24 protein-coding genes, 1 tRNA gene and 1 other RNA gene are annotated in these 22,848 nt (G+C 55.9%); 13 read left to right on the forward strand and 13 right to left on the reverse strand.

Going from position 1 to position 22,848, the window contains the following annotated elements; genetic code table 11:
• Positions 1–1,181: urocanate hydratase (locus tag RR877_RS06095; protein WP_332627803.1), on the forward strand; the 1,181-nt coding region annotated here is incomplete at its 5' end.
• A gap of 17 nt (positions 1,182–1,198) precedes the next feature.
• Complete coding sequence (gene hutI / locus RR877_RS06100) at positions 1,199–2,404, forward strand: imidazolonepropionase (RefSeq protein ID WP_332550671.1); 1,206 nt, start codon at positions 1,199–1,201, stop codon at positions 2,402–2,404.
• On the opposite strand, the gene RR877_RS06105 is transcribed toward hutI, so the two are convergent.
• Positions 2,391–3,350, reverse strand: coding sequence for an arginase family protein (locus tag RR877_RS06105; RefSeq protein WP_332550672.1), 960 nt, complete (start codon positions 3,348–3,350; stop codon positions 2,391–2,393). The genes hutI and RR877_RS06105 overlap by 14 nt on opposite strands.
• Positions 3,343–3,693 (reverse strand): SdpI family protein, encoded by a 351-nt coding sequence (locus RR877_RS06110; protein ID WP_280800557.1) that lies wholly within the window; start codon positions 3,691–3,693, stop codon positions 3,343–3,345. The genes RR877_RS06105 and RR877_RS06110 overlap by 8 nt, the downstream gene beginning before the upstream one ends.
• A 56-nt stretch (positions 3,694–3,749) precedes the next feature.
• On the opposite strand from RR877_RS06110, the gene RR877_RS06115 reads away from it, so the two are divergent.
• From RR877_RS06115 to RR877_RS06125, 3 genes are all read left to right on the forward strand, one after another.
• Positions 3,750–3,823 (forward strand) — tRNA-Met (locus RR877_RS06115).
• Positions 3,824–4,780: 957 nt separating this feature from the next.
• Entirely contained in the window at positions 4,781–6,241 is a 1,461-nt protein-coding gene (locus tag RR877_RS06120; RefSeq protein ID WP_332550673.1) for an RNA polymerase sigma factor, read from the forward strand.
• Positions 6,242–6,465: 224 nt separating this feature from the next.
• Entirely contained in the window at positions 6,466–7,164 is a 699-nt protein-coding gene (locus tag RR877_RS06125; RefSeq protein WP_332627804.1) for a hypothetical protein, read from the forward strand.
• A 202-nt stretch (positions 7,165–7,366) separates the two neighbouring features.
• On the opposite strand, the gene RR877_RS06130 is transcribed toward RR877_RS06125, so the two are convergent.
• From RR877_RS06130 to RR877_RS06145, 4 genes are all read right to left on the reverse strand, one after another.
• Positions 7,367–8,572, reverse strand: a complete 1,206-nt coding sequence (locus RR877_RS06130; RefSeq protein WP_332550676.1) for a relaxase/mobilization nuclease domain-containing protein — start codon at positions 8,570–8,572, stop codon at positions 7,367–7,369.
• A complete protein-coding gene (locus RR877_RS06135; RefSeq protein ID WP_332550677.1) occupies positions 8,569–8,991 on the reverse strand; it encodes a hypothetical protein in 423 nt (140 codons plus the stop codon). Before RR877_RS06135 ends, RR877_RS06130 begins: the two co-directional genes overlap by 4 nt.
• A gap of 913 nt (positions 8,992–9,904) precedes the next feature.
• A complete protein-coding gene (locus tag RR877_RS06140; protein ID WP_332550678.1) occupies positions 9,905–10,930 on the reverse strand; it encodes a DUF3443 family protein in 1,026 nt (341 codons plus the stop codon).
• A complete protein-coding gene (locus tag RR877_RS06145; RefSeq protein WP_332619075.1) occupies positions 10,931–11,710 on the reverse strand; it encodes a hypothetical protein in 780 nt (259 codons plus the stop codon).
• A 216-nt stretch (positions 11,711–11,926) separates the two neighbouring features.
• Between RR877_RS06145 and RR877_RS06150 the strand changes: the two genes are divergently transcribed.
• A complete protein-coding gene (locus tag RR877_RS06150; RefSeq protein ID WP_332550680.1) occupies positions 11,927–12,826 on the forward strand; it encodes an inositol monophosphatase family protein in 900 nt (299 codons plus the stop codon).
• Here RR877_RS06150 and RR877_RS06155 read toward each other — a convergent pair.
• Positions 12,815–13,723 carry an oxygenase MpaB family protein gene (locus tag RR877_RS06155; RefSeq protein WP_332550681.1) on the reverse strand — a complete coding sequence of 303 codons (909 nt, stop codon included), beginning with the start codon at positions 13,721–13,723 and terminating at the stop codon, positions 12,815–12,817. The genes RR877_RS06150 and RR877_RS06155 overlap by 12 nt on opposite strands.
• On the reverse strand, positions 13,720–14,316 hold the full coding sequence (locus RR877_RS06160; protein ID WP_110233000.1) for a flavin reductase family protein: 597 nt from the start codon (positions 14,314–14,316) through the stop codon (positions 13,720–13,722). The genes RR877_RS06155 and RR877_RS06160 overlap by 4 nt, the downstream gene beginning before the upstream one ends.
• A gap of 46 nt (positions 14,317–14,362) precedes the next feature.
• On the opposite strand from RR877_RS06160, the gene RR877_RS06165 reads away from it, so the two are divergent.
• Positions 14,363–14,845 carry a glutathione peroxidase gene (locus tag RR877_RS06165; RefSeq protein WP_110232999.1) on the forward strand — a complete coding sequence of 161 codons (483 nt, stop codon included), beginning with the start codon at positions 14,363–14,365 and terminating at the stop codon, positions 14,843–14,845.
• 61 nt (positions 14,846–14,906) lie between these two features.
• Here the strand turns inward: RR877_RS06165 and RR877_RS06170 are convergent, their stop codons facing one another.
• On the reverse strand, positions 14,907–15,692 hold the full coding sequence (locus RR877_RS06170) for a hypothetical protein (protein ID WP_332550682.1): 786 nt from the start codon (positions 15,690–15,692) through the stop codon (positions 14,907–14,909).
• 198 nt (positions 15,693–15,890) lie between these two features.
• Between RR877_RS06170 and RR877_RS06175 the strand changes: the two genes are divergently transcribed.
• A complete protein-coding gene (locus RR877_RS06175) occupies positions 15,891–16,526 on the forward strand; it encodes a YitT family protein (RefSeq protein WP_332550683.1) in 636 nt (211 codons plus the stop codon).
• A 77-nt stretch (positions 16,527–16,603) separates the two neighbouring features.
• Here the strand turns inward: RR877_RS06175 and ssrA are convergent.
• The 4 genes from ssrA to ftsE form a co-directional block, all read right to left on the reverse strand.
• Positions 16,604–16,973: a transfer-messenger RNA gene (gene ssrA, locus RR877_RS06180) on the reverse strand.
• Between the two features lie 130 nt (positions 16,974–17,103).
• A complete protein-coding gene (smpB, locus tag RR877_RS06185; RefSeq protein ID WP_110232996.1) occupies positions 17,104–17,580 on the reverse strand; it encodes an SsrA-binding protein SmpB in 477 nt (158 codons plus the stop codon).
• A gap of 59 nt (positions 17,581–17,639) precedes the next feature.
• The gene (gene ftsX, locus RR877_RS06190; RefSeq protein WP_332550684.1) at positions 17,640–18,554 is read right to left on the reverse strand and encodes a permease-like cell division protein FtsX; all 915 of its coding nucleotides are present in this window, start codon (positions 18,552–18,554) and stop codon (positions 17,640–17,642) included.
• Complete coding sequence (gene ftsE, locus RR877_RS06195) at positions 18,551–19,708, reverse strand: cell division ATP-binding protein FtsE (RefSeq protein WP_332550685.1); 1,158 nt, start codon at positions 19,706–19,708, stop codon at positions 18,551–18,553. The genes ftsX and ftsE overlap by 4 nt, the downstream gene beginning before the upstream one ends.
• 78 nt (positions 19,709–19,786) lie before the next feature.
• On the opposite strand from ftsE, the gene RR877_RS06200 reads away from it, so the two are divergent.
• From RR877_RS06200 to RR877_RS06220, 5 genes are read left to right on the forward strand one after another with little or no spacing between them, the layout of a single operon-like run.
• Positions 19,787–19,990 carry a hypothetical protein gene (locus RR877_RS06200; protein WP_110232993.1) on the forward strand — a complete coding sequence of 68 codons (204 nt, stop codon included), beginning with the start codon at positions 19,787–19,789 and terminating at the stop codon, positions 19,988–19,990.
• Between the two features lie 14 nt (positions 19,991–20,004).
• Positions 20,005–20,730 carry a VIT1/CCC1 transporter family protein gene (locus tag RR877_RS06205; RefSeq protein ID WP_110232992.1) on the forward strand — a complete coding sequence of 242 codons (726 nt, stop codon included), beginning with the start codon at positions 20,005–20,007 and terminating at the stop codon, positions 20,728–20,730.
• 48 nt (positions 20,731–20,778) lie between these two features.
• A complete protein-coding gene (locus RR877_RS06210) occupies positions 20,779–21,618 on the forward strand; it encodes a carotenoid biosynthesis protein (protein ID WP_332550687.1) in 840 nt (279 codons plus the stop codon).
• A gap of 18 nt (positions 21,619–21,636) precedes the next feature.
• On the forward strand, positions 21,637–22,497 hold the full coding sequence (locus RR877_RS06215) for an A/G-specific adenine glycosylase (RefSeq protein WP_332550688.1): 861 nt from the start codon (positions 21,637–21,639) through the stop codon (positions 22,495–22,497).
• A gap of 9 nt (positions 22,498–22,506) precedes the next feature.
• Positions 22,507–22,788, forward strand: a complete 282-nt coding sequence (locus RR877_RS06220; protein WP_332550689.1) for a 2TM domain-containing protein — start codon at positions 22,507–22,509, stop codon at positions 22,786–22,788.
• Positions 22,789–22,848 lie beyond the last annotated feature (60 nt).

Below are 22,848 nucleotides of genomic sequence, written 5' to 3' on the forward strand. Positions count from 1 at the left end.
CTCTGGCTGGAACCCTGACCTTGACCGGCGGTTGTGGCGGCATGGGTGGCGCTCAGCCCCTGGCCGTCACCATGAACGACGGAGTCGTCCTTATCGTGGATGTCGACGCCACGCGTCTGCAGCGCCGCGTTGAGCACGGCTACCTCGACGAGATGACCCATGACCTCGATGACGCCATTGCTCGCGTACTGGCAGCGAAGGAATCCAAGACCCCGCTTTCTGTAGGCATCGTGGGTAATGCAGCTGATGTCTTCACTGAGCTCTTGGAGCGCAAAGTTCCTATCGACATCGTCACCGACCAGACCAGTGCTCACGACCCGCTCTCCTACCTGCCTGAAGGTGTCTCGGTTGAGGAATGGCACACCAAGGCAGAAGCAGACGCAGTCTGGTTCACCGAGCACTCCCGTGCTGCCATGGCCAAGCAAGTCAAGGCCATGGTTGAGTTTCAGGATGCTGGCGCCATCGTCTTTGACTACGGCAACTCTATTCGTGCAGAAGCCAAGCTCGGCGGCTATGACCGCGCCTTCGAATTTCCCGGATTCGTTCCTGCCTACATCCGTCCATTGTTCTGTGAAGGAAATGGCCCCTTCCGCTGGGCTGCGCTCTCTGGTGACCCCGAAGACATTGCCAAGACCGATAAGGCAATCCTCGAGCTCTTCCCCGAGAACGAACACCTCAAGCGCTGGATCACCAAGGCGGGCGAGAAGGTTCACTTCGAGGGTCTACCTGCTCGAATCTGCTGGTTGGGCTATAAGGAGCGCCACCTTGCCGGTCTGAAGTTCAACGAGATGGTCGCCTCCGGTGAACTCTCAGCCCCCATCGTGATTGGTCGTGACCACCTGGACTCTGGTTCGGTAGCTTCCCCCTACCGCGAGACCGAAGCAATGAAGGATGGCTCGGACGCTATCGCCGACTGGCCACTGCTCAACGCTCTGCTCAACACAGCATCGGGTGCAACCTGGGTTTCCCTCCACCACGGTGGTGGTGTTGGCATCGGCCGCTCTATCCACTCTGGTCAGGTCACCGTGGCCGATGGCACTCCTCTGGCAGCACAAAAGCTCGAGCGTGTTCTCACCAATGACCCCGGCACCGGCGTCATGCGTCACGTGGATGCTGGTTACGAGCGTGCTGAGGAAGTTGCTCGCGAGCGCGGTCTGCGTGTTCCTATACAGGAAGGCTAAGCCTTAGGCTCACAATCATGACCCGCACACTCTTCACCAATATCGGTTTACTTGTCACGAATAACCCGAGCGAAGCTGTGCGCGCCGGCGGCACTCAGACTCCCACGGGAGAGATCGAGAACGCCGCCATGATCGTGGACAACGGGTTGGTTGCCTGGGTAGGACGAGCGGTAGATGCCGAAACCGGTGGCGGTTTCGATATCGACGCGGTGGTCAATCTGCACGGAAACACCCTAATTCCAGGGTTTGTTGACTCCCATTCCCACATCGTCTTCGCTGGCGATCGTGCTGGAGAGTTTGCTGCCCGCATGGAAGGCAAACCGTATGCAGCTGGTGGAATACGTTCCACCGTCGCTGCCACTCGTGAAGCCAGCGATGACGAACTTCGCGAGCGCCTGCACGCCCTCCTCAACGAGATGCACGCTCAGGGAACCACCACGGTGGAAATCAAGAGCGGCTATGGCCTCGACGTGGCGACAGAAGAACGCCTGGTTCGTCTAGCCCGCGAAGTCACCGAAGAGGTGACCTTCCTTGGAGCTCACGTCGTTCCTGCAGAGTTCACAGACAACCGCGAAGACTACGTTCAGCTGGTTATCGGGCAGATGCTCGAGAAGTGTGCACCTCACGCCAAGTGGATTGATGTCTTCTGTGAAGAAGGTGCCTTCACGGTCGAGGAATCTCGTCGTATCTTGAATGCCGGCAAGGAAGCAGGTCTTCTCCCTCGCGTTCATGCTTCACAACTTGGCCCAGGCGAAGGCATCGCTTTGGCTATTGAGGTGGGCGCAGCATCTGTTGATCACTGCACATATCTTTCAGATGCAGATGTGGACGCTCTTGCAGCGTCCCAGACGGTGGCAACACTCTTGCCTGGTGTGGAGTTCTCCACCAAGCAGCCCTATCCTTCTGGGCGTCGCCTGATCGACGCTGGGGTGAGCGTTGCACTCTCTACTGACTGCAACCCTGGCTCGAGCTTCACCTCGTCGATGCCGTTCTGTATTGCCGTTGCCGTGCGTGACATGGGTATGACCCCTGCAGAAGCCCTGTGGGCATCCACTGCAGGTGGTGCCCAGGCACTACAGCGCACTGATGTGGGAAAGATTTCCGTCGGCATGCGGGCTGATCTCGCTGAGATCACAGCACCCAGCTATGTTCACCTGGCCTATCGCCCAGGAGTTCCCCTGATTGGTCGAGTCTGGAAAGACGGCGAACTTATCGCTGGCTAAGGCCAGCGACAGCTTCTAGAACACACAGCGCCGCTAAGCGAATGGTTCGACCGTCGGGCGCATCCATCGTGGCATCAATCTCAGCCAGGTCGATGGAGTGAACCTGTGAGTGCTTACCAGCAGCACGCGCAGCCTGGCGAAGCTCGAAGGCACTGATACCTCCAGGGACACTGGCAGGACAAGCTGGTGCCACAGCGCGGTCACACACGTCCACGTCGAGATCCACGTGAATGGGTCCACCAGCAGAGCCGGCAATCGAGAGTGCTTCAGCCATGACCTCGGCCATGGAGCGACGTTCCAGGTCATCACGGTGAATCACAGTGATGCCGAACTCTTGAGCACGACGGGCATAGCTCGCTGAGTTAGCAAAGTCTTGAATGCCAATCTGGACAATGCGTTCGGGGTTCATGCCCGCTTCGATCAGTCTGCGCACGGGGGAACCATTACTCACACCATCTCGCAGGTCATAGTGCGCATCGAGGGTAATCAGACCTGCGGTTTCCAGGTCACTACCCCACACCCCAAGTGCTGCAGCCACAGTGATGGAGTTATCGCCACCCAAAGCAATCACTAATTCAGAAGCTTTAGCAGCGTCGGCCATCAACGCGATGGTGCGAGCCTCACCAGCGGGTGAGTCAGGGTCAGTCACGTTACCAAAGTCAGCAACCGTGAGTTCTTCCAGGTCGATGATGGCAGGGTCGTTACGCAGGTTCTTATCGAGCACGCCGCGGTCCTGCATCAGTGCGGGAGAGTAGCGATAGAGCGCGGCACGAATGGCATCAGGGGTTTCGTGAGCATTCGTTGCACTCAGCGATGTCTGCGACGCAGGAATACCCACCAGTGCGACATCAATGCGCTTTCCTGGTGCAATGTCTTCTGACGTAGGCCATCCCCCGGCACGTGGCCAGAGTGCATCATTCGAGAGGCCCGCTGGTTTGTTAGACATCGGCTGCCTTTGCCGCTTTCTGGCCCTGTACTCCAGCAAAAATCACACCTGCGAGCAATGCACCTGTAGCGACCTGAACGAGATAAGCCTGAAATTCACTGGGCAAGAACAACGAAATAATCAACAACGTTGCATTCGCCAGGGCTGTGTCTCGCATAAGTGGGTAAGCGGCTACGTGTGCTGCAAGCCATGTCTTGTCATTCTTGCGCGTTGCCTTGGTGCGAATACCGGCCCACGCATTTGGCCCCACCTTGCCTGAAGCTGCTCGAGCTACAACGTTATACAAAATGATGTCTGCCACGATCGACAACGCAATGATGAGGTAGTGGGTGCCTGAATCCATGCATCTAGGCTACTGGTCTGGCGCCCGTTTTTGCCGTGGTAAACTGGTACTACCGACGCGGGGTGGAGCAGCTCGGTAGCTCGCTGGGCTCATAACCCAGAGGTCGTAGGTTCAAATCCTGCCCCCGCAACGAAAAACAGCCCCTGATCTGGGATTCCTCAGATCAGGGGCTGTTGGCTTTTTAGCGAAAGTCGCAAAGTACCGCCAAAAGTACCGCCACGTATCTTGCGAGGTAGGCTGCGGTAGTCTCAGCGAAGATCGGCGCTACAGCCGTAACGGCGCGAGCTGAGATCTCGGCGCCGGGCCCGGCGCGGGTCTGTGACATGTGCCCCGCCCCCGCTTCGCGGGTGCGGGGCACCGTCATGTCGCCGGTGCCGCGCCGGGTCGGGCAGCACTGCGGAAATGTATCGTCATTTTTCGAGCTGCAAAATGACGATACAAAATGACGATACAAACGAGAACCACCGAGATCCGCATGATTCCGCGGCAAAACGGTCACTGGGCCGCACCGGCTTGTATCGTCATTTTCGAGGGTTGAAAAATGACGATACAACTTCGGTGCATGATCTTGACAGTCGCACATGCCCGCGCGCACGCGCGTTTCCCCTGATAAACGCACACTTTTGGCGATCCCTCGTGATGCTGTTTCGCCTCTTCGGTCTCGATTTGTATCGTCATTTTTCAGAAATCACGATATTTGACCTCTGCGGAATAAAGTCATTTCGACTGGGTACACGCAGCAACTGGGTACACGGGCCCCAAATCTGCTGATACATCAACAAATACGTTGTACCTGCTCCGAACCCACACTGGGTACACGAGTGGTTACAGGCCGTTACGGGCGACAAGCGACAAATTCAGGACAGTAATGTGTCTTGCTCTCATGGCGGGTCACCCCCAGCGCTTCTCCCCAAGTGCGCGACCCGCCGACCCGAGTTGTCAAGCAACGTTCGGGCATGGGGCGACCACCCCGCAGTGCCCCCCCATTATCCTGCCGGGCGGTCGCCCCATATCTCCGTGAGGAGATAAAGGTCATAGGATGAGAAATGACTATGAGGGGGTTTCGTGGGGGGGTACAGATCAGGCCGTGCTGACACAGCAGGGTGATGCCTCGGCTCTTTCAGCGATGATTACTGCTCATCTGCCGTATTGGATGAGTGCGGCCCGTCAAATTATCGAAACAGACGGCCGTAGCCGCACCGTAGGTGGCCCGAAAGAAGAACCCGCAGAGCTCGTTCAAGAAGCCCTGCTGAAGCTGCTCGAACAATGGCAAAACGGTCAAGGCCCGACCTCGAACCCGCGCGCCTACGTAACGACGATCATGCGGAATACTTACGCGAATAAGTTCCGGTCACCGCGCGCACGAGAACGACCGCTTGAAGAATCAGCCGCCGAAGAAGTCTTCACCACCGCAGGCAATATTGAACAAGTAGATGTCGTTCGTGAAATGGAGGTCGTCTCTCGTGCGATGAGCAAGCTCAAACCAGAGCATCGGACCGTGCTTCAAGCCGTCACCGTCGAAGGTAGGAAGCCGGGAGATCTGACCGAGACGCTGGACAGGCCAGCTCCAGCGATCTCCAACCTCCTTTCCCGCGCGAAACAGGCACTGTACCGGCAAGTACTCATCGAGCATCTGAGTGACGGTGAGCAAGCATGTCAGGAAAACGCCGAACGGCTCCCCGCCCGCGTGCGTGAAGCCCCCAGCCTGCATGCGCAGGCAGATCCCGGAATGCAGCACATTGACGAGTGCGAGCCTTGCCAGCGCAACTGGCGACGCTTCGCCACCATATTGAGTGCATTCGGGCTGCTGCCGCTTCTGGTAGTCGCACAGCTTCACCACGAGGTAGCCCCCGCCGCAGCTATCACGGGCGACGACGCACCAGAACCACATCCGGCAACTAAACCTTTGACACAGACACAGGCCGCCGGTGACACCCAGGCACCCCGCCAAAACGGCGGGGTGCCCTCGCTGCCTGGCATGAGCATTCCCGCACCAGCAGCTGCCGCCGCGCTTGCTGCTGGGCCTGGTAGGGCCGGCCCTCTCGCGCGGGCGCTCTCGTCAAGAATCGTGCTCATGGCAGGTGTCGCCTGCCTTCTCGTGTCGGCCGTCGCGGGTCTCGCCTACACCGTGTTCGGCACCACGCCGGGCAAAGAAATCACCTACACGGGCGCGTTCGACGACATGAACCCGTACGGGTTGAGCTTCGACGTCTCCCTCGACACAACCGACGCTGGTGTGCTGCACACCATTCGCGCGGACCTCGCCGCGCAGAAAGATACGTCGTTCATCATGCGCCAGCTCACGCTGGAACTCTCACCCGGCACCACCCTCCTATCTGCCCCAGACGGGTTGGAATGCGACACGAACGACAAAATCACCGTCTGCGCTCCGATCCAGCCCCAGGGCTTTGATGCATCGATCGTGTTCGAGGTGCAGAACACTGCACCCGGCGGCTCGTTCACTCTTCAAATCGATGCTGATTCGGACGGGACAGCAGCAAGCGGGAGAGCTTCAGGCAACTGGCGTCAGAGTAACGCTAGCTACTGATAGCAGACCTCGCGACAGATTACCGGCCCTTGCGTGTCTTGACTAACAACAGTAGTATAGATCCTGATCTGTGCACTGTTAACAAGTAAGGGAAGAGAATGAAGCATCGTTTACGGAGATCTATCTCCGCAGCCGCCGTGACGGCGGCGCTTGTGTTGGGCAGCGCCGTTGCCGCCCATGCCAACCCCACGCCGAACAACGGACCGGAGGCGGGTGGAACTACCGTGACCGTGCCAGAACCAGCCGTGACGTTCACCAGCATCAGTGTTGGCTACAGCCACTCGTTGGCGCTTGGTTCTAATGGCAAAACTTACGCCTGGGGAGCCAACTTCAGCGGTCAGCTCGGTAACGGTACGAACACTGACAGCGACGTGCCGGTGTTGGTGCAGGCTCCTGCGGGGGTGACGTTCACCAGCATCAGTGTTGGCAGCAGCCACTCGTTGGCGCTTGGTTCTGATGGCAACACTTACGCCTGGGGAGACAACGGGTACGGTCAGCTCGGTGACGGTACGAACACTAGCAGAAACGTGCCGGTGTTGGTGCTCCTGGACGTCATTGTCACTGGGGTGACCTTCGACGGGCTCCCGGGCACGAGCATCATCGATAACGGTGACGGCACCTGGTCCGTCGATACCCCAGCACATGTGGCGGGCCCGGTCGATGTGGTCGTGTCTTGGACGCTCAACGGTGTAGCACAGACCCCGGTCACCTATGCGGGTGGATTCACCTATAATCCGACCCCGGTCACGCAGACTCCAGTGGTGAACGACCCGAAGGGCCCCGAGAAGAGTGTGGACTCCTCGCTCGCAGTCACCGGGAGTGAAACTCAGTCGGCGCTGCTCATCGGAGCACTCGTCGCACTGCTGCTCGGTGCGGGGATCATCACCGCAAACCGTATCGCGAAACGACGCGCCCACCAGTAGTTGGCCCTGTGCTTGCTTCCCCTGCCGGGTCATACCGTTAGGGGAAGCAAGAACCACCCCCACAGTCAGCCGATACTCCTGATCGGGTGGGGCAGGCCGCGAAAGCAATGAGCAACCCACACAGGTGCGTAAGAGCCCGCCCCACCCCATGAGGATCGCGAAGCAAGCGACACGCGAGAACGGTCGAATGACTGGTGGAGCGTCAGGTTGCGCCGAAGACATACCCATCGTCTCTCGGCCCAGTCTGACGCTCCTCACGCATCTCACGCACCAGCCGCTCACGCTCGCTCTCGACCACGAACGGCACCCGCTTTTGCCGGGAGACCGCAGGCGGCTGCGTGGCAGCCTCAGGCGCCCTCTCGGCACTCTCGGCCACTTTCGGCCCTACAAGCGCGTCAGGTGCTGTCTCGTGCGCCTCAGGGGCATGCTCGTGCTCTGCGGGCTCGGTTGCCTGCTGCTGGGCCTGCTGCTCTTCCTGGTCACGGCGACGGCGAAGCCCTGCAAGCCCGCTGCTGAACGACGGTGCCGCCTGCTGCGGCGCGGGCGCCGGTACGGGCAGAAGCTGCGGCTCGAACTCGGACACCAGGGCGTCGTGGGTGAACTCAGAGCTGAGCGCTGACGCCTTGCGGCGCCGCATCCGACGCTTGGACGTAGTCTCGTCACGCATCCGGTAGGTGATACCGGTTACCGTGTCGCCCTCGGCGTGACCGGAACGGTCGCCGCTCTTGACGACGTGATCGTGCTCGACGACCTCGACACCGCGAGCGTTCGCCTCAGCAACGAACACCGTCATGCTCGGCTGCGCATGAGCCAGCGCGGCAGCACGAGCCTCGGCCACCGCATCACCGAGCTGCTGGTCGAACTCGGGCAGCTCGGCGCGGCGGGTCGCCCAGGCTTCGAGAGGCTGGCGCTGCTGCGGCTCGACCACGCGCATACCCATCTCACGAGCAAGCTCATCGTTGGCACGCTTGACCTGCCAGTGCACCCGGAAGTCACGCAGGGCAAGCCCTGTGGCTTCGTCGTGGTTGAGCACGGTCACGTGGGCGTGCAGCACGCCGCCGTCGTCGTGCACCACGACCATGCACGGGCTGTTCGGGTGCATCCTCTTCGCGAGCATGAACCCGTAGTCACCCATGCACTGTTGGTCGCGAGGATCGTCCTTGTTCAGCTCGTCGGCCCCGGCAGAGACGATGTAGCTCTGAGCCTTCACTTTGCGACCATGCTGCTCTGCGAGCCGGTTGCCCAGCGCGATGAACTCCTCGATGCTCGGAGCATCGCAGTAGAAGCCGGGCGCGATCCTGTCGGTGCCCTGGCGCAGGTGCTGGTGCTTCTTATCGCCGGTGCCGTAGCTGAGGTAGTCGGCCCGTGCCCCGAGGTCATAGACGGGCGAGACCTTCGGCGCGATCATGACGCCACTCCCTTCGAGCTGCCGCCGAGCAGGGCGACCACCTGCTCGCACAGCGCGGCCACCTCCTCAACTGTGGGGCCGACCTGGCGCAGGTCGATGACCCCGTGGTGCGCGAGGCGGGTCTGCTGGTTCAGATTGACCCCTACCCGCTTCACCTCGGTGCGCAGCGCGCCCAGCACTGCGACGGCATCTGCCGTGAGCTGCGGCGGCGTGGCCCCCGCAGCCTGGCCGCGCCGCTCGGGAGGCAGACCCTGCTGCTCCCTCGCCGCATCGACAGCAGCGCCACGGACGAACGCCGAGGGCGTCAGTCCGTAGCTCGCCGCCGACCGCTCGACCAGTGCGTGCTCAGCTTCGCTGAACCGCACGTCTCGCTTGCGCGGCCTGTTCGCAGGCGCTGCCTGTGCTGTAGCATCACTCATTGCTCTCTCTCTCCTTCCAGTCGTGAGCACTTCGTCTCGGAGGCACCCGCGAACGCAAGCAGGCACGGTTTGAAAAGTACCGCCGAAAGTACCGCCACGAAACAGTAGAAGTCGGTCTGAGAAGGTAGGCTTACATATGAATAGGTAGACTAATCTTCCGCGTAAATACGCCAAGTATCGGCTATTTCTCGGAACGTTTCTGAATTGATCGCCTGTAACCCAGAGGTCGCAGGTTCAAATCCTGTCCCCGCAACCATGTGATGTCGCAAGACATCGGAATCCCCTGAACCCACGGGTTCAGGGGATTCTTTCATTTCTGGGGTTGGTAATCCCGGCTTGTGTCGAGGATGAGTTCTCGCAGTAGTTCTCCTGTTTGTTGGTCAACGACCCTGATTTCTAGTCCGTCGATGAGCATGATGACGCGAGTGTTTTTGTAGTGTCGTCCGATTCCGATGTGATGCATTTTGCCTGCGTAACGGAACGAGATGGATCCAGTTGTGTCGACTTTGTCGTAGCGGACTCTGGATTCTGTGTTCAGTAGTGAGGGGTCTGGTTTGGCTTTAGTGAGGGAGTTGTCGGCCAGCTCGGGATGACGCTGTATCGGTGTGCTGCTTCGGCTTGTGAGATTTTCTCGACGTTGATCGCGGTGATGATGAGCCGGGCTTTGTTCATGCTCTAGTTGAGCAGTGAAGTATTCCTATGTCTTGCGACAGGGTATTCCTATGTGTTGCAACCACACACTGTCCCCGCAACAAAAAGAGAAAGCCCTTCCATTTTGGAAGGGCTTTCTTGTTATTTACAGGCGACTCTTTACATCTGATTGGTCACACACTTGACCTGAAAAGAGATTCGCCCAGTAAATCAGTAGAACTTGAGCCTGTTATTCCACAATTTTTTCAACAAGAAAACAAAGCTATGAGTGAGCAGTTAACGAGATTTCACCGCTTTGAACTGAAAACAGAACTTCGTATTCTGCAAAAAGACCAATTCCTGTGTTCACCATTTGCGTGTTAGGGAATACCGTAACCAGGTTTTTACCCAATTCTTCTCCAGTGATAAGAGAAACAAATGCCTGCCCCCCGGAATCTATAGTTCCAGTGATGGTTGTACCTGAAACAAGCTCTTGGACTTCTCTGTCAGGAGTACCTGGAAAACCTTCTGGGAATGACATAGCTGAAGCACCTGTGTCGAATACCGTAGGCACACACGTTGATTGAGCATCTTGTATTTGCCAACAAATTTGAACGTTCTGGTTATCCCAGGCCGGAACACCATTTGGAAGGCTTGCAGGAGAGGCGCTTGGCATCTGAGCTACATTTCCCGGCATCTGCTGAGGAGAACTGTAAAGCTGAACAGCACCTTCGCGACCATCCCAATGCACAGAAACTGCTGCGGGGGTTGGTCCATCTAGTTGCAAAAGTGGACTGAATAAGCTTCCGTTGCTCCAAAAACCGGCACCGAATATGCCATCTGCACCTATTGTTTTCGCGAAGGATTCCATTCCAGTTGCTGCGTCACAATCAGGGGTTTCCTCAACACAGGAGACTGATTGAATAATTCCGATATCGATGGGGGCACCAGTTGTTTTTCCAGCAACAGTTATTGAAGCTGGAACAATTACACCGGAAACTTGAACGCCATCTGCAAATGAATCTTGGAAGGAAGTTCCGGTTGCGCTTGCAAGTTCTTCCGGTGCTGAAGTGGAAAAAATTGATAAGCCCACAGATCCAGTGTCAAAAAGAAAAGTAAGGCTTGTGCCTAATATTTCAGCCTGAATAACGGCTCTTTTTGAACCCTTTGCTTTGGAGACATCGAGAGGGATGCTTGTCACACCTGATGTGACGGTTTGTTCGGGAGGGGCCGTAGAGCATCCTGTTAGAACAAGGAAGCTCATACACAAGCTTGCTAAAGCAATCTTTGCAATTCCTCCCACGATCATTTATCCCTGAGTAGAGCTGTTTGGTTGCAGGAACCCAAAGCAAAGTGGCTGGTTTTGCTGAAAGGTCCAAGCATTTGCGTTGTTCGATGTGTATGGGGTTGTGAGTACCGCGGGAGACGCAATCGTGAGCGATCCAGAACTGTCCACAGAGCAATCCAAGCCGTTGAAAAGACCTGTTTGAACATTTTGTGAAGTGTCTGTACCACCAGTGTTGCTGTAGTTGAGTTCTAGGTTTTGGTATCCCTCATTGAGAGTATCGACGTGGAGCCAAAAGTCGTACCACTGTGTACCACCCGCTCCAATGGCAACGTTATTGTCACCACCTTCATTGTTGGTCCCCCCCTGTCCCCCGCCGGCCACAATGTAACCCACAATCGTACCGTTGGAGCCAGCGGGAACATTTATGTACTGTGTGCCTGCATATTCACTAGATAATTCACAACCATCATTTCCTGAACCGTCATCACTCGAAACTGGGAAGAAGTTGAGATTTCTTGCAAGGGTTGGGTTTACTGTGATGCTGAAATTCATGTCCTGGGAATATGTGTTGACGACAACTACGGGATTAACGCTTGTAGAACCCCAATCACAATCGTTTGTGTCGTCGTCGAAATTTGGTACAGATAAGACAATGCTTGCTCCGGTGGTTAACCAGTTAACAGTCGTTTGACCAGCTGAAAGGTCCTCGTCTACAGATGCCTTGCTTACGCATCCACTGAGTACAAGTACTGATGCAAGTGCTGTTGAAGTGACTAGAGCAAACTTTTTAGACAAAGACATCGATTTTTTTCGTTTCTGGGATAAGACTTTCTGATAATTCAGAATCAGAACAAAAGTCTAATATGACTGTATTGGAAATATCTCACTTTTGGAAAGCCCAAACTCACAACAACTAGTTGTGTAAGCGCAAATTGGAAGTACTCTATCCGCATATTTTCGAGAACATAGAGAATTTAGGAGGGACTTCTTATTTGTTCAGGCGAGTATCGTGGAAACGTGACCAGACGCCACTACACCCTCAATGAAGACCTACAACTAGCACTTCAGCTCGCTGATGCAGCAGATGAAATTTCTCGCACCAGATTCCTGGCTATGGATCTTGAGGTGAGCACCAAACCGGACAAGACACCTGTCACCGATGCAGATCGTGCTGTTGAGCAGGCAATCATTGACATCCTCAGCCGCGAGCGCGGAGAAGACTTCATGCTGGGTGAAGAATTTGGGGAACAAGCAGGTACTGTTTCAGAGCACCCAACCGGTACCGCGGACCACCCTCACCGTCAATGGATTATTGACCCCATCGATGGCACGTCTAACTTCCTGCGCGGTGTTCCTGTGTGGGCAACACTCATCTCTCTCGCCATTGATGGTGTTCCCGTCATTGGTGTGGTCAGTGCTCCTGCACTAGGCAAGCGCTGGTGGGGTTCCAAGGGTAATGGTGCCTGGGTGGACGAGTCACGCGATCCCTTAGCCAACATTCCTCTGCCTGCAGAGCTTTCTGAATACCTCGAGCAGCCCATGGTTGCCGTGGCAGTACCTCGCAAGCTGGAAGTATCAGGCGTGAAAGAACTGGCAGACGCCAGCATCAGCTACAACTCCATCCAGCAGTGGGACCAGGCCGGCTACCTCGACGAACTGGTCAACCTCAGCCGCAAAGTCTGGCGCACGCGTGCCTATGGCGACATGTGGTCATACATGATGGTGGCCGAAGGCATCTTGGATGTTGCTGGCGAATTCGATCTCAAGCCCTATGACATGGCTGCACTCATGCCCATCGTCACCGAGGCTGGTGGAACCTTTACCTCCATCGACGGTCACGCAGATGTGTGGCACGGCAGCGCACTGGCCACTAACGGACAGCTTCACGCTGCCGTCTTGAATGAACTAGCTCGCTAGTTTTCCTTCAGCTTTCAGGCGCGCAATTCGAACGCGTGCAGCATCTTCTGAAGTCGAGGATGGGCCCAGCAGGATTCTGAGCATTTTGAGGATGACCCCGGTCATCCAGAATGCAGGCCACCACGGCTTCTTGAGGCCCAGGATCTGTCGGTATTCCTCAGGAATACTCGCAACTGCCCCGCCAAACATGATGCGATAGAACGGCATCATGCTCTTGCGCAGTGGTGGCTTTTTCAAAAACTCGATGGTTTCTTCCACACGCTCATCGTGCTTGAGTACGCCGTCGGCATTAAACTGGTGCAATGCCGCAATGAGCTCAGCTTCCGAGCGTGGTGGGTTGGCAACACCAACCAGCTCTCCGGCCTTAGACCATTCATGGACATATTGGTCAGCCCCGCCAGGAATAGCTTCTCCCCACGCTTGCTGACAGCCCAGGAAAGCGTCCGTGAAGACGACATGAACCCAGTAGAGCAACTCGGGATCATCGGCTCTGTAGGGGCGTTCCACGCCTTGAGCATCGATATATGTTCCCCGGACCCGGTCATGGAACTTGGCCACACGAGACGATTCATATTCAGCGAGTTTGGTGTCACCAAAGGTGACGGTAATCAGCCACTGAATAGTTCCTGCCAGGCGTCCTAGCGGGTCTTCTTTATAGCGAGACCAGTCGTGCACCCCTGCCATTGCGCCGGGATGCAATGTCTGCATCAGAAGTGCTCGAATGCCCGCAACCATGGTGGGCATCCCGCCATGGACCGCCCAGGATGCCGAACCGGGGCCAAAGAAACCAATGTCATCACCGGCTTCGATGTTTTTCACCCAATAGGGAGTGCCTGCCGTGTCTCCCGAGAAGGTTTCCAGCAGGTGTGAGCGAATGCTGTCGCTGAAGCGACTCATGCGTCGAGCTTGGAGTTGCTGTCTAGTTTGTGCCAGGTGCGGTTGTGATAAACCAGCGGGTGGGCGGCACTGGCATCCAGTTCACTACTTCCCTCTGCCGGAGTCTTGGCTTCCAGGGCCTCAATCAAAAACACGGTCGAGTTTCCAGCCTTGAGCTTGTTCACGGTGCGACCACGAATCCAGGCGTGGGCCTCGGAATAGACCGTCTCACCGGTGGGCAGCTTCTCCCAGGCAATGTCATCAGGGAAGCGGTTGGCGCCACTTGTTGCTGCAAGCTTGGCCAAGTGAAGCTGATCTGCCCCGAGCAGATGAATCACGACGGTGTCTGCCTCAGCGATCGTGGGAGTGGCAGAAGACTGTGCCGAAGCAGAGAACACCAGCAGAGGTGGCTCTGCACTGACGGAGAACACACTGGTCACCGTCATCGCCACGGGTCCCTTGCCCGCATCTGCCGTCACAATGGCGACACCAGCAGGGTGGTTGCGAAAAGCGAGCTTGAACTCATCAGCTGAGAGCACCTCAACATCGTGAGGTGGATCGATGATGCCATCGTGAATGATGGGCAAGTTCTCTGACGGCGCATTGTTTGTCATGGTTTCTCCATTGTTTCACCCTGCAAGCCGCGTTAGCCTCAGAAGTATGAGCTTGAATGACATTGAACTGACCACTCTGGATGGAAAACCCACTACCTTCGGCGCTTATTCCGACAAAGTAGTTCTTGTTGTGAACGTGGCAAGTAGGTGTGGACTTTCTCCGCAATACCAGCAGCTCGAAGAATTGCAGAAGAAGTATGGACCACGCGGCTTCACCGTCGTGGGCATTCCTTCAAACCAGTTCCTGCAGGAACTCAAGAACAGCGACGACATTGCGGAGTATTGCTCCACCACCTGGGGCGTCACCTTTCCCATGATGGAGAAGGCAAATGTCAATGGTCGTAAACGTCACCCGCTCTATGTCGAGCTGGTCAAGACCAAGGATGCTGGCGGCAAGGCCGGCCCAGTGATGTGGAACTTCGAGAAGTTCTTGGTTCTCCCCAACGGAGAAATCAAGCGCTTCCGCCCCACAACCAAGCCAGACGATCCTGCGATCATCGAAGCCATTGAGGCAGCACTTCCCAACTAGACCACACACAAGTAAACCCCCGGTTTCGATAACCGGGGGTTTACTTCGTTAAGGAAGAGAATTACATTGCTTCCGCTTCAGGATCCTTGACGCCTTCTTCGACGATGCCCTTGGCGAGGAGAGCTAAGCGACGCTCTTCAAGGCGACGCTCGAACTCAGCCTGACCAGCTGCGATGAATTCATCAGACAGTGGGTAGTTGGTTGCACGAGGGTTACCGTGGTACTTCTCAATGTATGCGTCGAGCTCGGGACCGGACTCCCATGAGGTGATGAGGCAGTAACGAGGCTCGTCACCCTGGTGCCATACGGCGTGCCAGAAGCGCTGGGTGTCCACGATGAGCTGTGCACCTGCGGGCAGAGGAATACGGATCTCAGTCGAAGGGTCCAGGCGGTCTTCGCGCAGGATCATCATCGAGTCTGGGTTGTCGGAGAGGTTAAAGAAACCACGAACAATCCAGCCAGTGCCATCTGGGTTCAGACGGTTGTTGTCGTCCTGGTGCATGTTGTACAGAGCGTCAGAGTACTTGTTGGGCTGCAGCTCGATAACGCGGCAGCGACCGATGTTAGAACCGGGCTCTTGTGCACGCTTGGTCAAGATGGGAGCAAGCTCTACGTTCTTCTTAACCCAGACGCCGTCCTTGTCGGTGCGAGGAGGGGTGTGGTTCCAGAAACCGTTGCACTCCATCTCGCCGAAGGCAGAAGCCAAAGGAGCGAAGCGGGTAACACCGGAAGACTTCCAGTCGACATACTCAATGTCGAGCCATTCCTTGGGGTCGGCAGCCTGGTCATAGCTGTCGAGGACGACATAACCAGTTTCTTCAAATGCCTTGAGGCGGTTGTAGCCCATGAGGTGGGTCCCTTTCAACAACGAGCGCACACGTTTTAATACGCTCAACTGATGGAAACGCTACCACTAGAGGTGTTCAGTAACCGGGATTCTGACGGGGTTCTTAGTCAATTCATAAGGACTTTCCATGGCCGTGTCCACTCCCACATACACAATCAAATGCGTACTCCCCCGAAGCCTGTGGAGAAGAAGTTATAAATGAGTGTGCACAACACAACTCGTGATGTCTCCCGCAGCACAACTGCCCAGAGTCATTCACTCCTCGACGACATTGTTGGAATTACAGCATCTTCACTGCTGGCTGCCGTGGGCATCTTTTTGATGGACAGCGGCCATGTGGTGACCGGCGGAATCGCCGGCCTCGCGCTTCTTATTAGCTACGCGACTCCCTTCTCTTTCAGCCTCGTCTGGATTGTGGCAAGTCTGCCGTTCTTGCCACTCGCGGTCTGGAAGAAGGGATGGAACTTCACCCTGCGCAGCCTCATCGCCATCGTGCTAGTTTCCCTCTTTGTTCAACTCACCACCGCCAATCTTGGCCACCTGAGCATTGATCCCCTCTTTGGTGCTGTGGCTGGCAACGTGGTTGCCAGCATTGGCGTGCTGGGATTATTCCGACACCGCTCTTCGTTGGGCGGCTTCAATGTGGTGGCCCTGATTGCACAGGAGCAATACGGCTGGCGTGCAGGCTATGTCCAGCTAGTGATTGACCTCGCCATCGTGGCGGGAGCGTTCTTTGTCGCTTCCCCTGTGATTGTTCTCTACTCCGCCGTGGGGGCTTTTGTCTTCAACTTCATCCTCGCTTTGAACCACCGCGAAGGCCGCTACAACGGCTAGAAACACAACATCCCACCCAGGCGGATGCCCGGGTGGGATGTCTACTCTCAAGCGCATGATGTGAACAACTCACGAAGTGGTGGAGATGGGGGGAATTGAACCCCCGTCCACTGCTGAAATTGTGAGTCTTCTACGGGTGTAGCTGATTAGAGGCGTTCTACTTGGCTCCGACCTTTGTTACCAGCATCTAAGTCGACAAGCCCAGTCTGAGTTAAAGTCCCGCAGTGCCCTCAGGCATAACACTGCAGCAAGTCCCCTTCATGACGCCAGAACACGGAGCGGGGACGCCTCCGGTCTGACGGACTTCAGGCTCGCTTAGGCAGCGAGGGCGAAGTCGGCGCGGTTAGATTTTGCACCTATTTTTTGCAGAGGTCGTTAACGAGATATCCCTGCATCCTCGACCCGCTTCTCTCCCGCTTGCAGGCAATGTCGAATCCGATCATCCCCATGAGAGTGCGTTGTCACATCATGCGCTGTTGAGTTGTGTGTGCGAGATTGCTCTCGCTCTGGCGCGTATTTCAGCGCAGTTGAAGTGTATAACGCTCAGCTGACAATAAACATTCCCAGCTCTGAGAAGTTATTCACCCATGTGTTTGCGGGCAGAGATTGCGCGATCTGCTTCGCGCTTATCCTGACGTTCACGTAAGGTCTGACGCTTGTCGTATTCCTTCTTACCCTTGGCAAGTGCGAGCTCAACTTTGGCTCGACCGTCCTTGAAATACAGGGACAACGGAACAAGGGTGTAACCACCCTCCTTGACCTTGTTGTGAAGTTTGAGGATCTCCTGCTTGTGCATCAGGAGTTTGCGCTTGCGCCGAGGTGCGTGGTTGTTCCACGTGCCCTGGGTGTATTCAGGGATGTGCACGGCGTCTAGCCATGCTTCGCCACCCTCGATGAAGGCGTACCCGTCTGTCAGTGATGCACGGCCCTGACGCAGAGACTTGACCTCTGTGCCCCACAACACCACACCACATTCATAGGTGTCGATGATGTTGTAGTCATGACGAGCTTTACGGTTGGTGGCAACAACCTTCTGACCTTGTTCTTTAGGCATTGCACACCTCCTTCAGCTTGTTGTGCGCAAACCCCTAGTTTACGCGCCTGAGGGAGTGACTAAATCTTGAGGTAACGCGTGATGGCGAAGTTAGCTGAGATAGCTGCCAGAAGAGATCCCACGACGACCAAGATTGGAACCACAATCAGTGCATCCGAGATGCCAACAAAAGATGTCAGCGGAATGTTGACTGCGAGGTAGCCCTGAACGAAGAAGTGCACGATTCCCACAATGGCTCCGCCGGCCAGTACTGAACCAACCAGCGCAGCAAACACACCTTCAAGAATGAAGGGGGTTTGAATAAAGCGGTTCGACGCACCCACCAAACGCATGATGCCCAGCTCGCGACGACGCGAGAAGGCAGAGAGTCGAATGGTGGTTGCAATCAACAGCACAGCTGCAATCAACATCAGACCGGCAACACCAATGGCGGTGTAACTCGCGGAGTTGAGGATAGAGAAAATCTGATCCAGATAACTGCGCTGATCAGTAACCGACTCAACTCCCTTTTGAGCAGAGAGTGCCTCTACCAAGACGGCAGACTGCGAAGGATCCTTGAGGTTGACCCAGAAAGTCTCATTCAGCTGATCAGCTGTGACGTATTCAGCAACAGGGTTTCCCTTGAACTGTTCTTGGAAGTTCTTGAAGGCAGCTTCGTGGTCTTCGAAGTAGAACTTGTCAATAAATGGAGCAAGTGTCGCACCCGAAAGTGCAGATTTCACTGCTTCAACTTCAGCGGCAGATGCAGCACCGTCGAGACAGTTTTCACCAGCGGAGACATCGGTGCAGAGGTAGACAGCAACCTGTGCCTTGTCATACCAATAGTTCTTCATCTGACCGATCTGCATCTGAAGAAGGATTGCAGTGCCGACAAAGGTCAGCGAGATGAAGGTCACCAAAATGACCGAAACAACCATAGAGAAGTTACGACGCAGACCGTTCGCAACCTCTGACCAAATCAGAGAGAACCTCATCGAACAGGCCCCACATTCTGGTCATCGTTACCGGTGTTCTTGGCACGTTGCTGGGCTTGAATACGCAGGCGTTCCGTCAGCGGCAAGGAGCTCAGGTCAACCTGTGGCTTTGTCAGTGGCTCTGGCTCGCCAGAAGCGGCGGGAGCATCCTGGAAAGCAGGCTTATCAAGGCGCTGAACAGGACGTGAGTCATTCATGCCAAAGAGTTCACTGAGGTCGCCCAGATCATCGATTTCACCGGTGTCATACGCACTGGGAATCTCAGGAACGGCATCCATAGTGATTTCATCCACCTGTTCAAACACAGGAGTGGGAACCACGATGTCGGTGGTTTCAATGATTTGAGGCTGCTCAGCGGCAGTCACGATGCCCTGAGGACGCGTAGTGGCGGCCATCGCCGCAGCTGCAGCTGCCGTGTGGTCACCGGTTGAGTTGATCGTCGCATCTGCGCCAACAATGGGCAAAGCTGCAGTGTTGCCATAGCCAGATTCACGTTCGTCACGAACAATCTGACCAGCTACAAGCTCAATAACGCGCTTTTGCATGCGGTCTACAAAGTCAGCTGCGTGGGTAGCCATCACAACGGTGGTTCCACCGGCGTTAATGCGCTCCAGCAACGCCATGATGCCGGCGCTGGTGGCAGGATCGAGGTTACCGGTTGGCTCATCTGCGAGGAGAAGAGCAGGCTTGTTCACAATGGCGCGAGCAATAGCAACACGCTGCTGCTCACCACCAGAAAGTTCGTGAGGGTAACGCTGCGCCTTACCGGCCAAACCCACCATCTTGAGTACGTCAGGAACAGCTTCCTGAATGAAACCACGAGACTTACCAATCACCTGCAAGGTGAAAGCAACGTTGTCGAAAACTGTCTTGTTAGGAAGAAGACGGAAGTCCTGGAACACAACACCAAGGTTGCGACGGAAGTAGGGGATCTTGCGGTTGGAGATGGAACCCAAGTCCTGGCCCAGGACGTGGATAGAACCAGCGTTTGGCTTATCTTCCTTGATCATCAAACGCAAGCAGGAAGACTTACCTGAACCGGACGCTCCCACCAGGAAGACGAATTCTCCGCGCAGAATCTCGAAGTCAACGCCGTTGAGGGCGGGACGCGAGGAACCAGCGTACTTTTTGGTGACCGTACTAAAGCGAATCATGACTCATTGAGCCTATGCGGGGAGTTTCCCAAAAAGCTGAAAGGCGCGGGCGTGCCGACGAACCGATAACCTTGAAACATGCGCAAGTTCTTATTCAACGCCAGCGTCCTCGGAGCGCTCTTCGGTGGCTTTTCTGCACTGCGCGCAACCGCGCGCGGTCCTCGCGATTGGCGTTTGATTCTGGTCTGGTTGGGCTGGGGAATTTCAGTCGCACTTGCAGTCGCTGATGTCGTTGCCGAAAGCAAAGAAGAAGAGCTCGAAAACGAGCAGTACGACTTCTAACGGAGCCGACACACATGATCTCCACCACACTCAAGGGCGCTGATCCGCACGAATACGATCACTCCCACCCCGACCTCGCAGGCGGATGGCTTCGTGCATCCGTCTTCGGTGCGATGGATGGTCTTGTGTCGAACATTGCCCTGATTGCAGGTATTGGTGCAGCAGGTGCAAACGCGCAGACAGTTGTGCTTACCGGCGCTGCTGGGCTTGTAGCTGGGGCGTTCTCTATGGCTCTAGGTGAATATGCCTCGGTCAAGACAGCTAATGAGCAGGTAGATTCCGAACTTGAGATTGAGCGTCAAGCTCACGCCCGTAACCCTGAAGGAGAAGAGAACGAACTCGTTCTCAACTTCATTGAGATGGGCATGGCAGAAAAAACTGCCCGGTTTGCCGCAGCAGAGGTTCACCAGAACAAAGAACAAGCAGCTCGCATCCACATTGCCCAAGAACTCGGTGTGGATCCAGATTCCAAGCCTTCGCCTTGGGTTGCGGCGTCGTCCTCGTTCGCCATGTTTGCAAGCGGTGCTTTTATTCCACTTATCCCGTACGCGCTTGGTTTCGAATCTCTCGCGCTGGGTCTCGGCGTGGGTGGCGTTGGACTCTTAGTAGCTGGTGGCCTTGCAGCACGCTTCACGCGCAAGTCATGGTGGAAGAGTGCCCTCCGCCAGCTGTTCTTCGGCGCTATCGCAGTGACCGCGACATACCTAGTTGGTTCCCTGTTAGGCGTTGGCGGAGCGTAATTTCGGTCGTAGAGTGAGACAACTTCACTTCACCCACTGGGAGAAACAATGTCTAGCTCCACCTCTGCAAAAACCTCAGTAGGACTGTGGATTCTGCTGGCCATTTCCTTTGCAGCTGCGTTCGTTCCTGCAGGAACTCCTGGCAGCATCACTCTGGTCATCGGGCTGATGCCGGTCACGTTCTCCATGTGGCATTTCATTCGCTGGGCTGGGGCCCGGACCGCGTGGCTCTCATTTCTTGCTGTTGTGGTGATTAGTTTCTCGGGTGAAGCTCTCGGTGTAGCTACGGGCCTCGTTTTTGGAAACTACTACTACCCCGATGGCCCGCTGGGACCGCTACTTTTGGGTGTACCTCCGCTGATTCAGCTGCAGTACTTCGCCATGGCTTATGCGTCGTTGATGGTTGCACGCTCCATCGGAGGAGTGTTGACAACTGCTGCGAGAGGTTGGTGGCTCGTTGCCGTATCCGCCATGGCGGCATTTGGTATGACACTGCTGGACCTGGCCAGTGATCCTTGGCATGCCACGGTGTTGCAGCAGTGGATCTGGCGTGATGGTGGACCTTACTTCGGCATTCCCCTGCATAACTTCTTTGGCTGGTTCTTCGAAACTCTCGCCTTCCTCCTTGTAGTTCAGGCACTGCTGAACTCACAGAAGGCTTTGACCAAGATCAGTGAAGTGAAACCACGAGGTTTCTGGCTTCAAGGCGTCTTGCTTTATGGCACTTTCCCCTTCACCATCGCGTTGACTCCCCTGATTCAGGGAGCTGCATTCAGCCAGCCAGAAGTCGACATTGCCGTGGCGATGGTGTGTGTTGCTCTCTTTGCCATCGTTCCACTGTGGCTCGCAGCACTGATGTCACTCAAAAAGGTGAGTTCAACCTCATAACCCTTTACGCTGGAGCGCGTGCAGCAGGAGATTATTGACTGGTTTGAAACCGAAGGTAGAGATCTACCTTGGCGCCAGCCTGACTTCACTCCCTGGGGTTCTCTTGTTTCCGAATTCATGCTGCAGCAAACCCCGGTGGCACGTGTTATTCCCAAACTGGACGAGTTCCTGACTCGCTGGCCCACCCCGGCCGCGCTGGCGGCATCGCCGTCAGGTGATGCTGTGAGAGCGTGGGCAAACCTGGGATACCCCCGAAGAGCCCTCTGGTTACACGCCTGTGCCGTGACGATTGTGGAGAAGTTCGACGGCCAAGTTCCGAGCGATGTAGATGACCTGCTTTCCCTGCCCGGTGTTGGCCCCTATACAGCCCGAGCAATCGCGGTCTTTGCCTATGGCAAGCACGAGCCCGTGGTGGACACCAACATCCGCCGCGTGATTGCTCGCCATAACCAAGGCAATGCCGATCAAGGACCGCCGTCCACCACACGTGATCTGGAAGCAATGGCCGCCCTGCTGCCAACGCCAGAGCTCTCCCCCGCATTCAATGCGGGGATGATGGAACTAGGTGCATTGGTGTGCACTGCTCGGAATCCGCAGTGCGAGTTGTGCCCGATCGCCCGGACATGTGCGTGGAAGAACGCAAGCTATCCCGAACACGTGGGACCCAAGAAAACGGTTCAAAAGAAATACGAAGGTAGTGACCGACAAGCTCGCGGTGCTGTAATGAAAGTTCTTCGCGATGCGCACCGAACCGTGGCATCTACTGAATTGGAAGGCTGCTGGCCAGACAAAGCACAGCTGGGACGAGCAATTACTGGGCTTCTCAAGGATGGGCTGATTGAGCTTGTCGCTGATGACAGCTACCAAATACCGGCGTAAGGTGAAAACATGAACGAAACAGAAATGCGTGAATTCGCGAAAAAGCGCCTCAAGAAACAAGCTGATTTCAAGCAATACCTCTGGGTGTGGGCTGGGGTCTCAGCACTTCTGACTGTCATTTGGTTTATGACGAGCCCCGGAACCTATTTCTGGCCAGCGTGGGCAATTTCCGGCATGGGTATCGCTGCATTCTTTGCCGGGCTGGACGCCTATGGCAAAGATCCTAAGTTCATCACTGACGAAGCCATCGATGCTGAAGTTGCTCGCATCAAATCCAAGAACAACAAATAACTTCATAACAAACAACAGTGAAGGCCTGGGAATGTGATCATTCCCAGGCCTTCACTGTTG

Origin of the sequence: Aurantimicrobium sp., assembly GCF_036667855.1 — a bacterium.
Taxonomy (GTDB): Bacteria; Actinomycetota; Actinomycetes; order Actinomycetales; family Microbacteriaceae; genus Aurantimicrobium.

Coding starts and splice junctions, on each gene's coding strand:
- hutI (WP_332550671.1), top strand. CDS start 1,199: ATGACCCGCACACTCTTCACCAATATCGGTTTACTTGTCACGAATAAC.
- RR877_RS06105 (WP_332550672.1), bottom strand. CDS start 3,350: ATGTCTAACAAACCAGCGGGCCTCTCGAATGATGCACTCTGGCCACGT.
- RR877_RS06110 (WP_280800557.1), bottom strand. CDS start 3,693: ATGGATTCAGGCACCCACTACCTCATCATTGCGTTGTCGATCGTGGCA.
- RR877_RS06130 (WP_332550676.1), bottom strand. CDS start 8,572: ATGATCGCGCCGAAGGTCTCGCCCGTCTATGACCTCGGGGCACGGGCC.
- RR877_RS06135 (WP_332550677.1), bottom strand. CDS start 8,991: ATGAGTGATGCTACAGCACAGGCAGCGCCTGCGAACAGGCCGCGCAAG.
- RR877_RS06140 (WP_332550678.1), bottom strand. CDS start 10,930: ATGATCGTGGGAGGAATTGCAAAGATTGCTTTAGCAAGCTTGTGTATG.
- RR877_RS06145 (WP_332619075.1), bottom strand. CDS start 11,710: ATGTCTTTGTCTAAAAAGTTTGCTCTAGTCACTTCAACAGCACTTGCA.
- RR877_RS06155 (WP_332550681.1), bottom strand. CDS start 13,723: ATGAGTCGCTTCAGCGACAGCATTCGCTCACACCTGCTGGAAACCTTC.
- RR877_RS06160 (WP_110233000.1), bottom strand. CDS start 14,316: ATGACAAACAATGCGCCGTCAGAGAACTTGCCCATCATTCACGATGGC.
- RR877_RS06165 (WP_110232999.1), top strand. CDS start 14,363: ATGAGCTTGAATGACATTGAACTGACCACTCTGGATGGAAAACCCACT.
- RR877_RS06170 (WP_332550682.1), bottom strand. CDS start 15,692: ATGGGCTACAACCGCCTCAAGGCATTTGAAGAAACTGGTTATGTCGTC.
- RR877_RS06175 (WP_332550683.1), top strand. CDS start 15,891: ATGAGTGTGCACAACACAACTCGTGATGTCTCCCGCAGCACAACTGCC.
- smpB (WP_110232996.1), bottom strand. CDS start 17,580: ATGCCTAAAGAACAAGGTCAGAAGGTTGTTGCCACCAACCGTAAAGCT.
- ftsX (WP_332550684.1), bottom strand. CDS start 18,554: ATGAGGTTCTCTCTGATTTGGTCAGAGGTTGCGAACGGTCTGCGTCGT.
- ftsE (WP_332550685.1), bottom strand. CDS start 19,708: ATGATTCGCTTTAGTACGGTCACCAAAAAGTACGCTGGTTCCTCGCGT.
- RR877_RS06200 (WP_110232993.1), top strand. CDS start 19,787: ATGCGCAAGTTCTTATTCAACGCCAGCGTCCTCGGAGCGCTCTTCGGT.
- RR877_RS06205 (WP_110232992.1), top strand. CDS start 20,005: ATGATCTCCACCACACTCAAGGGCGCTGATCCGCACGAATACGATCAC.
- RR877_RS06210 (WP_332550687.1), top strand. CDS start 20,779: ATGTCTAGCTCCACCTCTGCAAAAACCTCAGTAGGACTGTGGATTCTG.
- RR877_RS06220 (WP_332550689.1), top strand. CDS start 22,507: ATGAACGAAACAGAAATGCGTGAATTCGCGAAAAAGCGCCTCAAGAAA.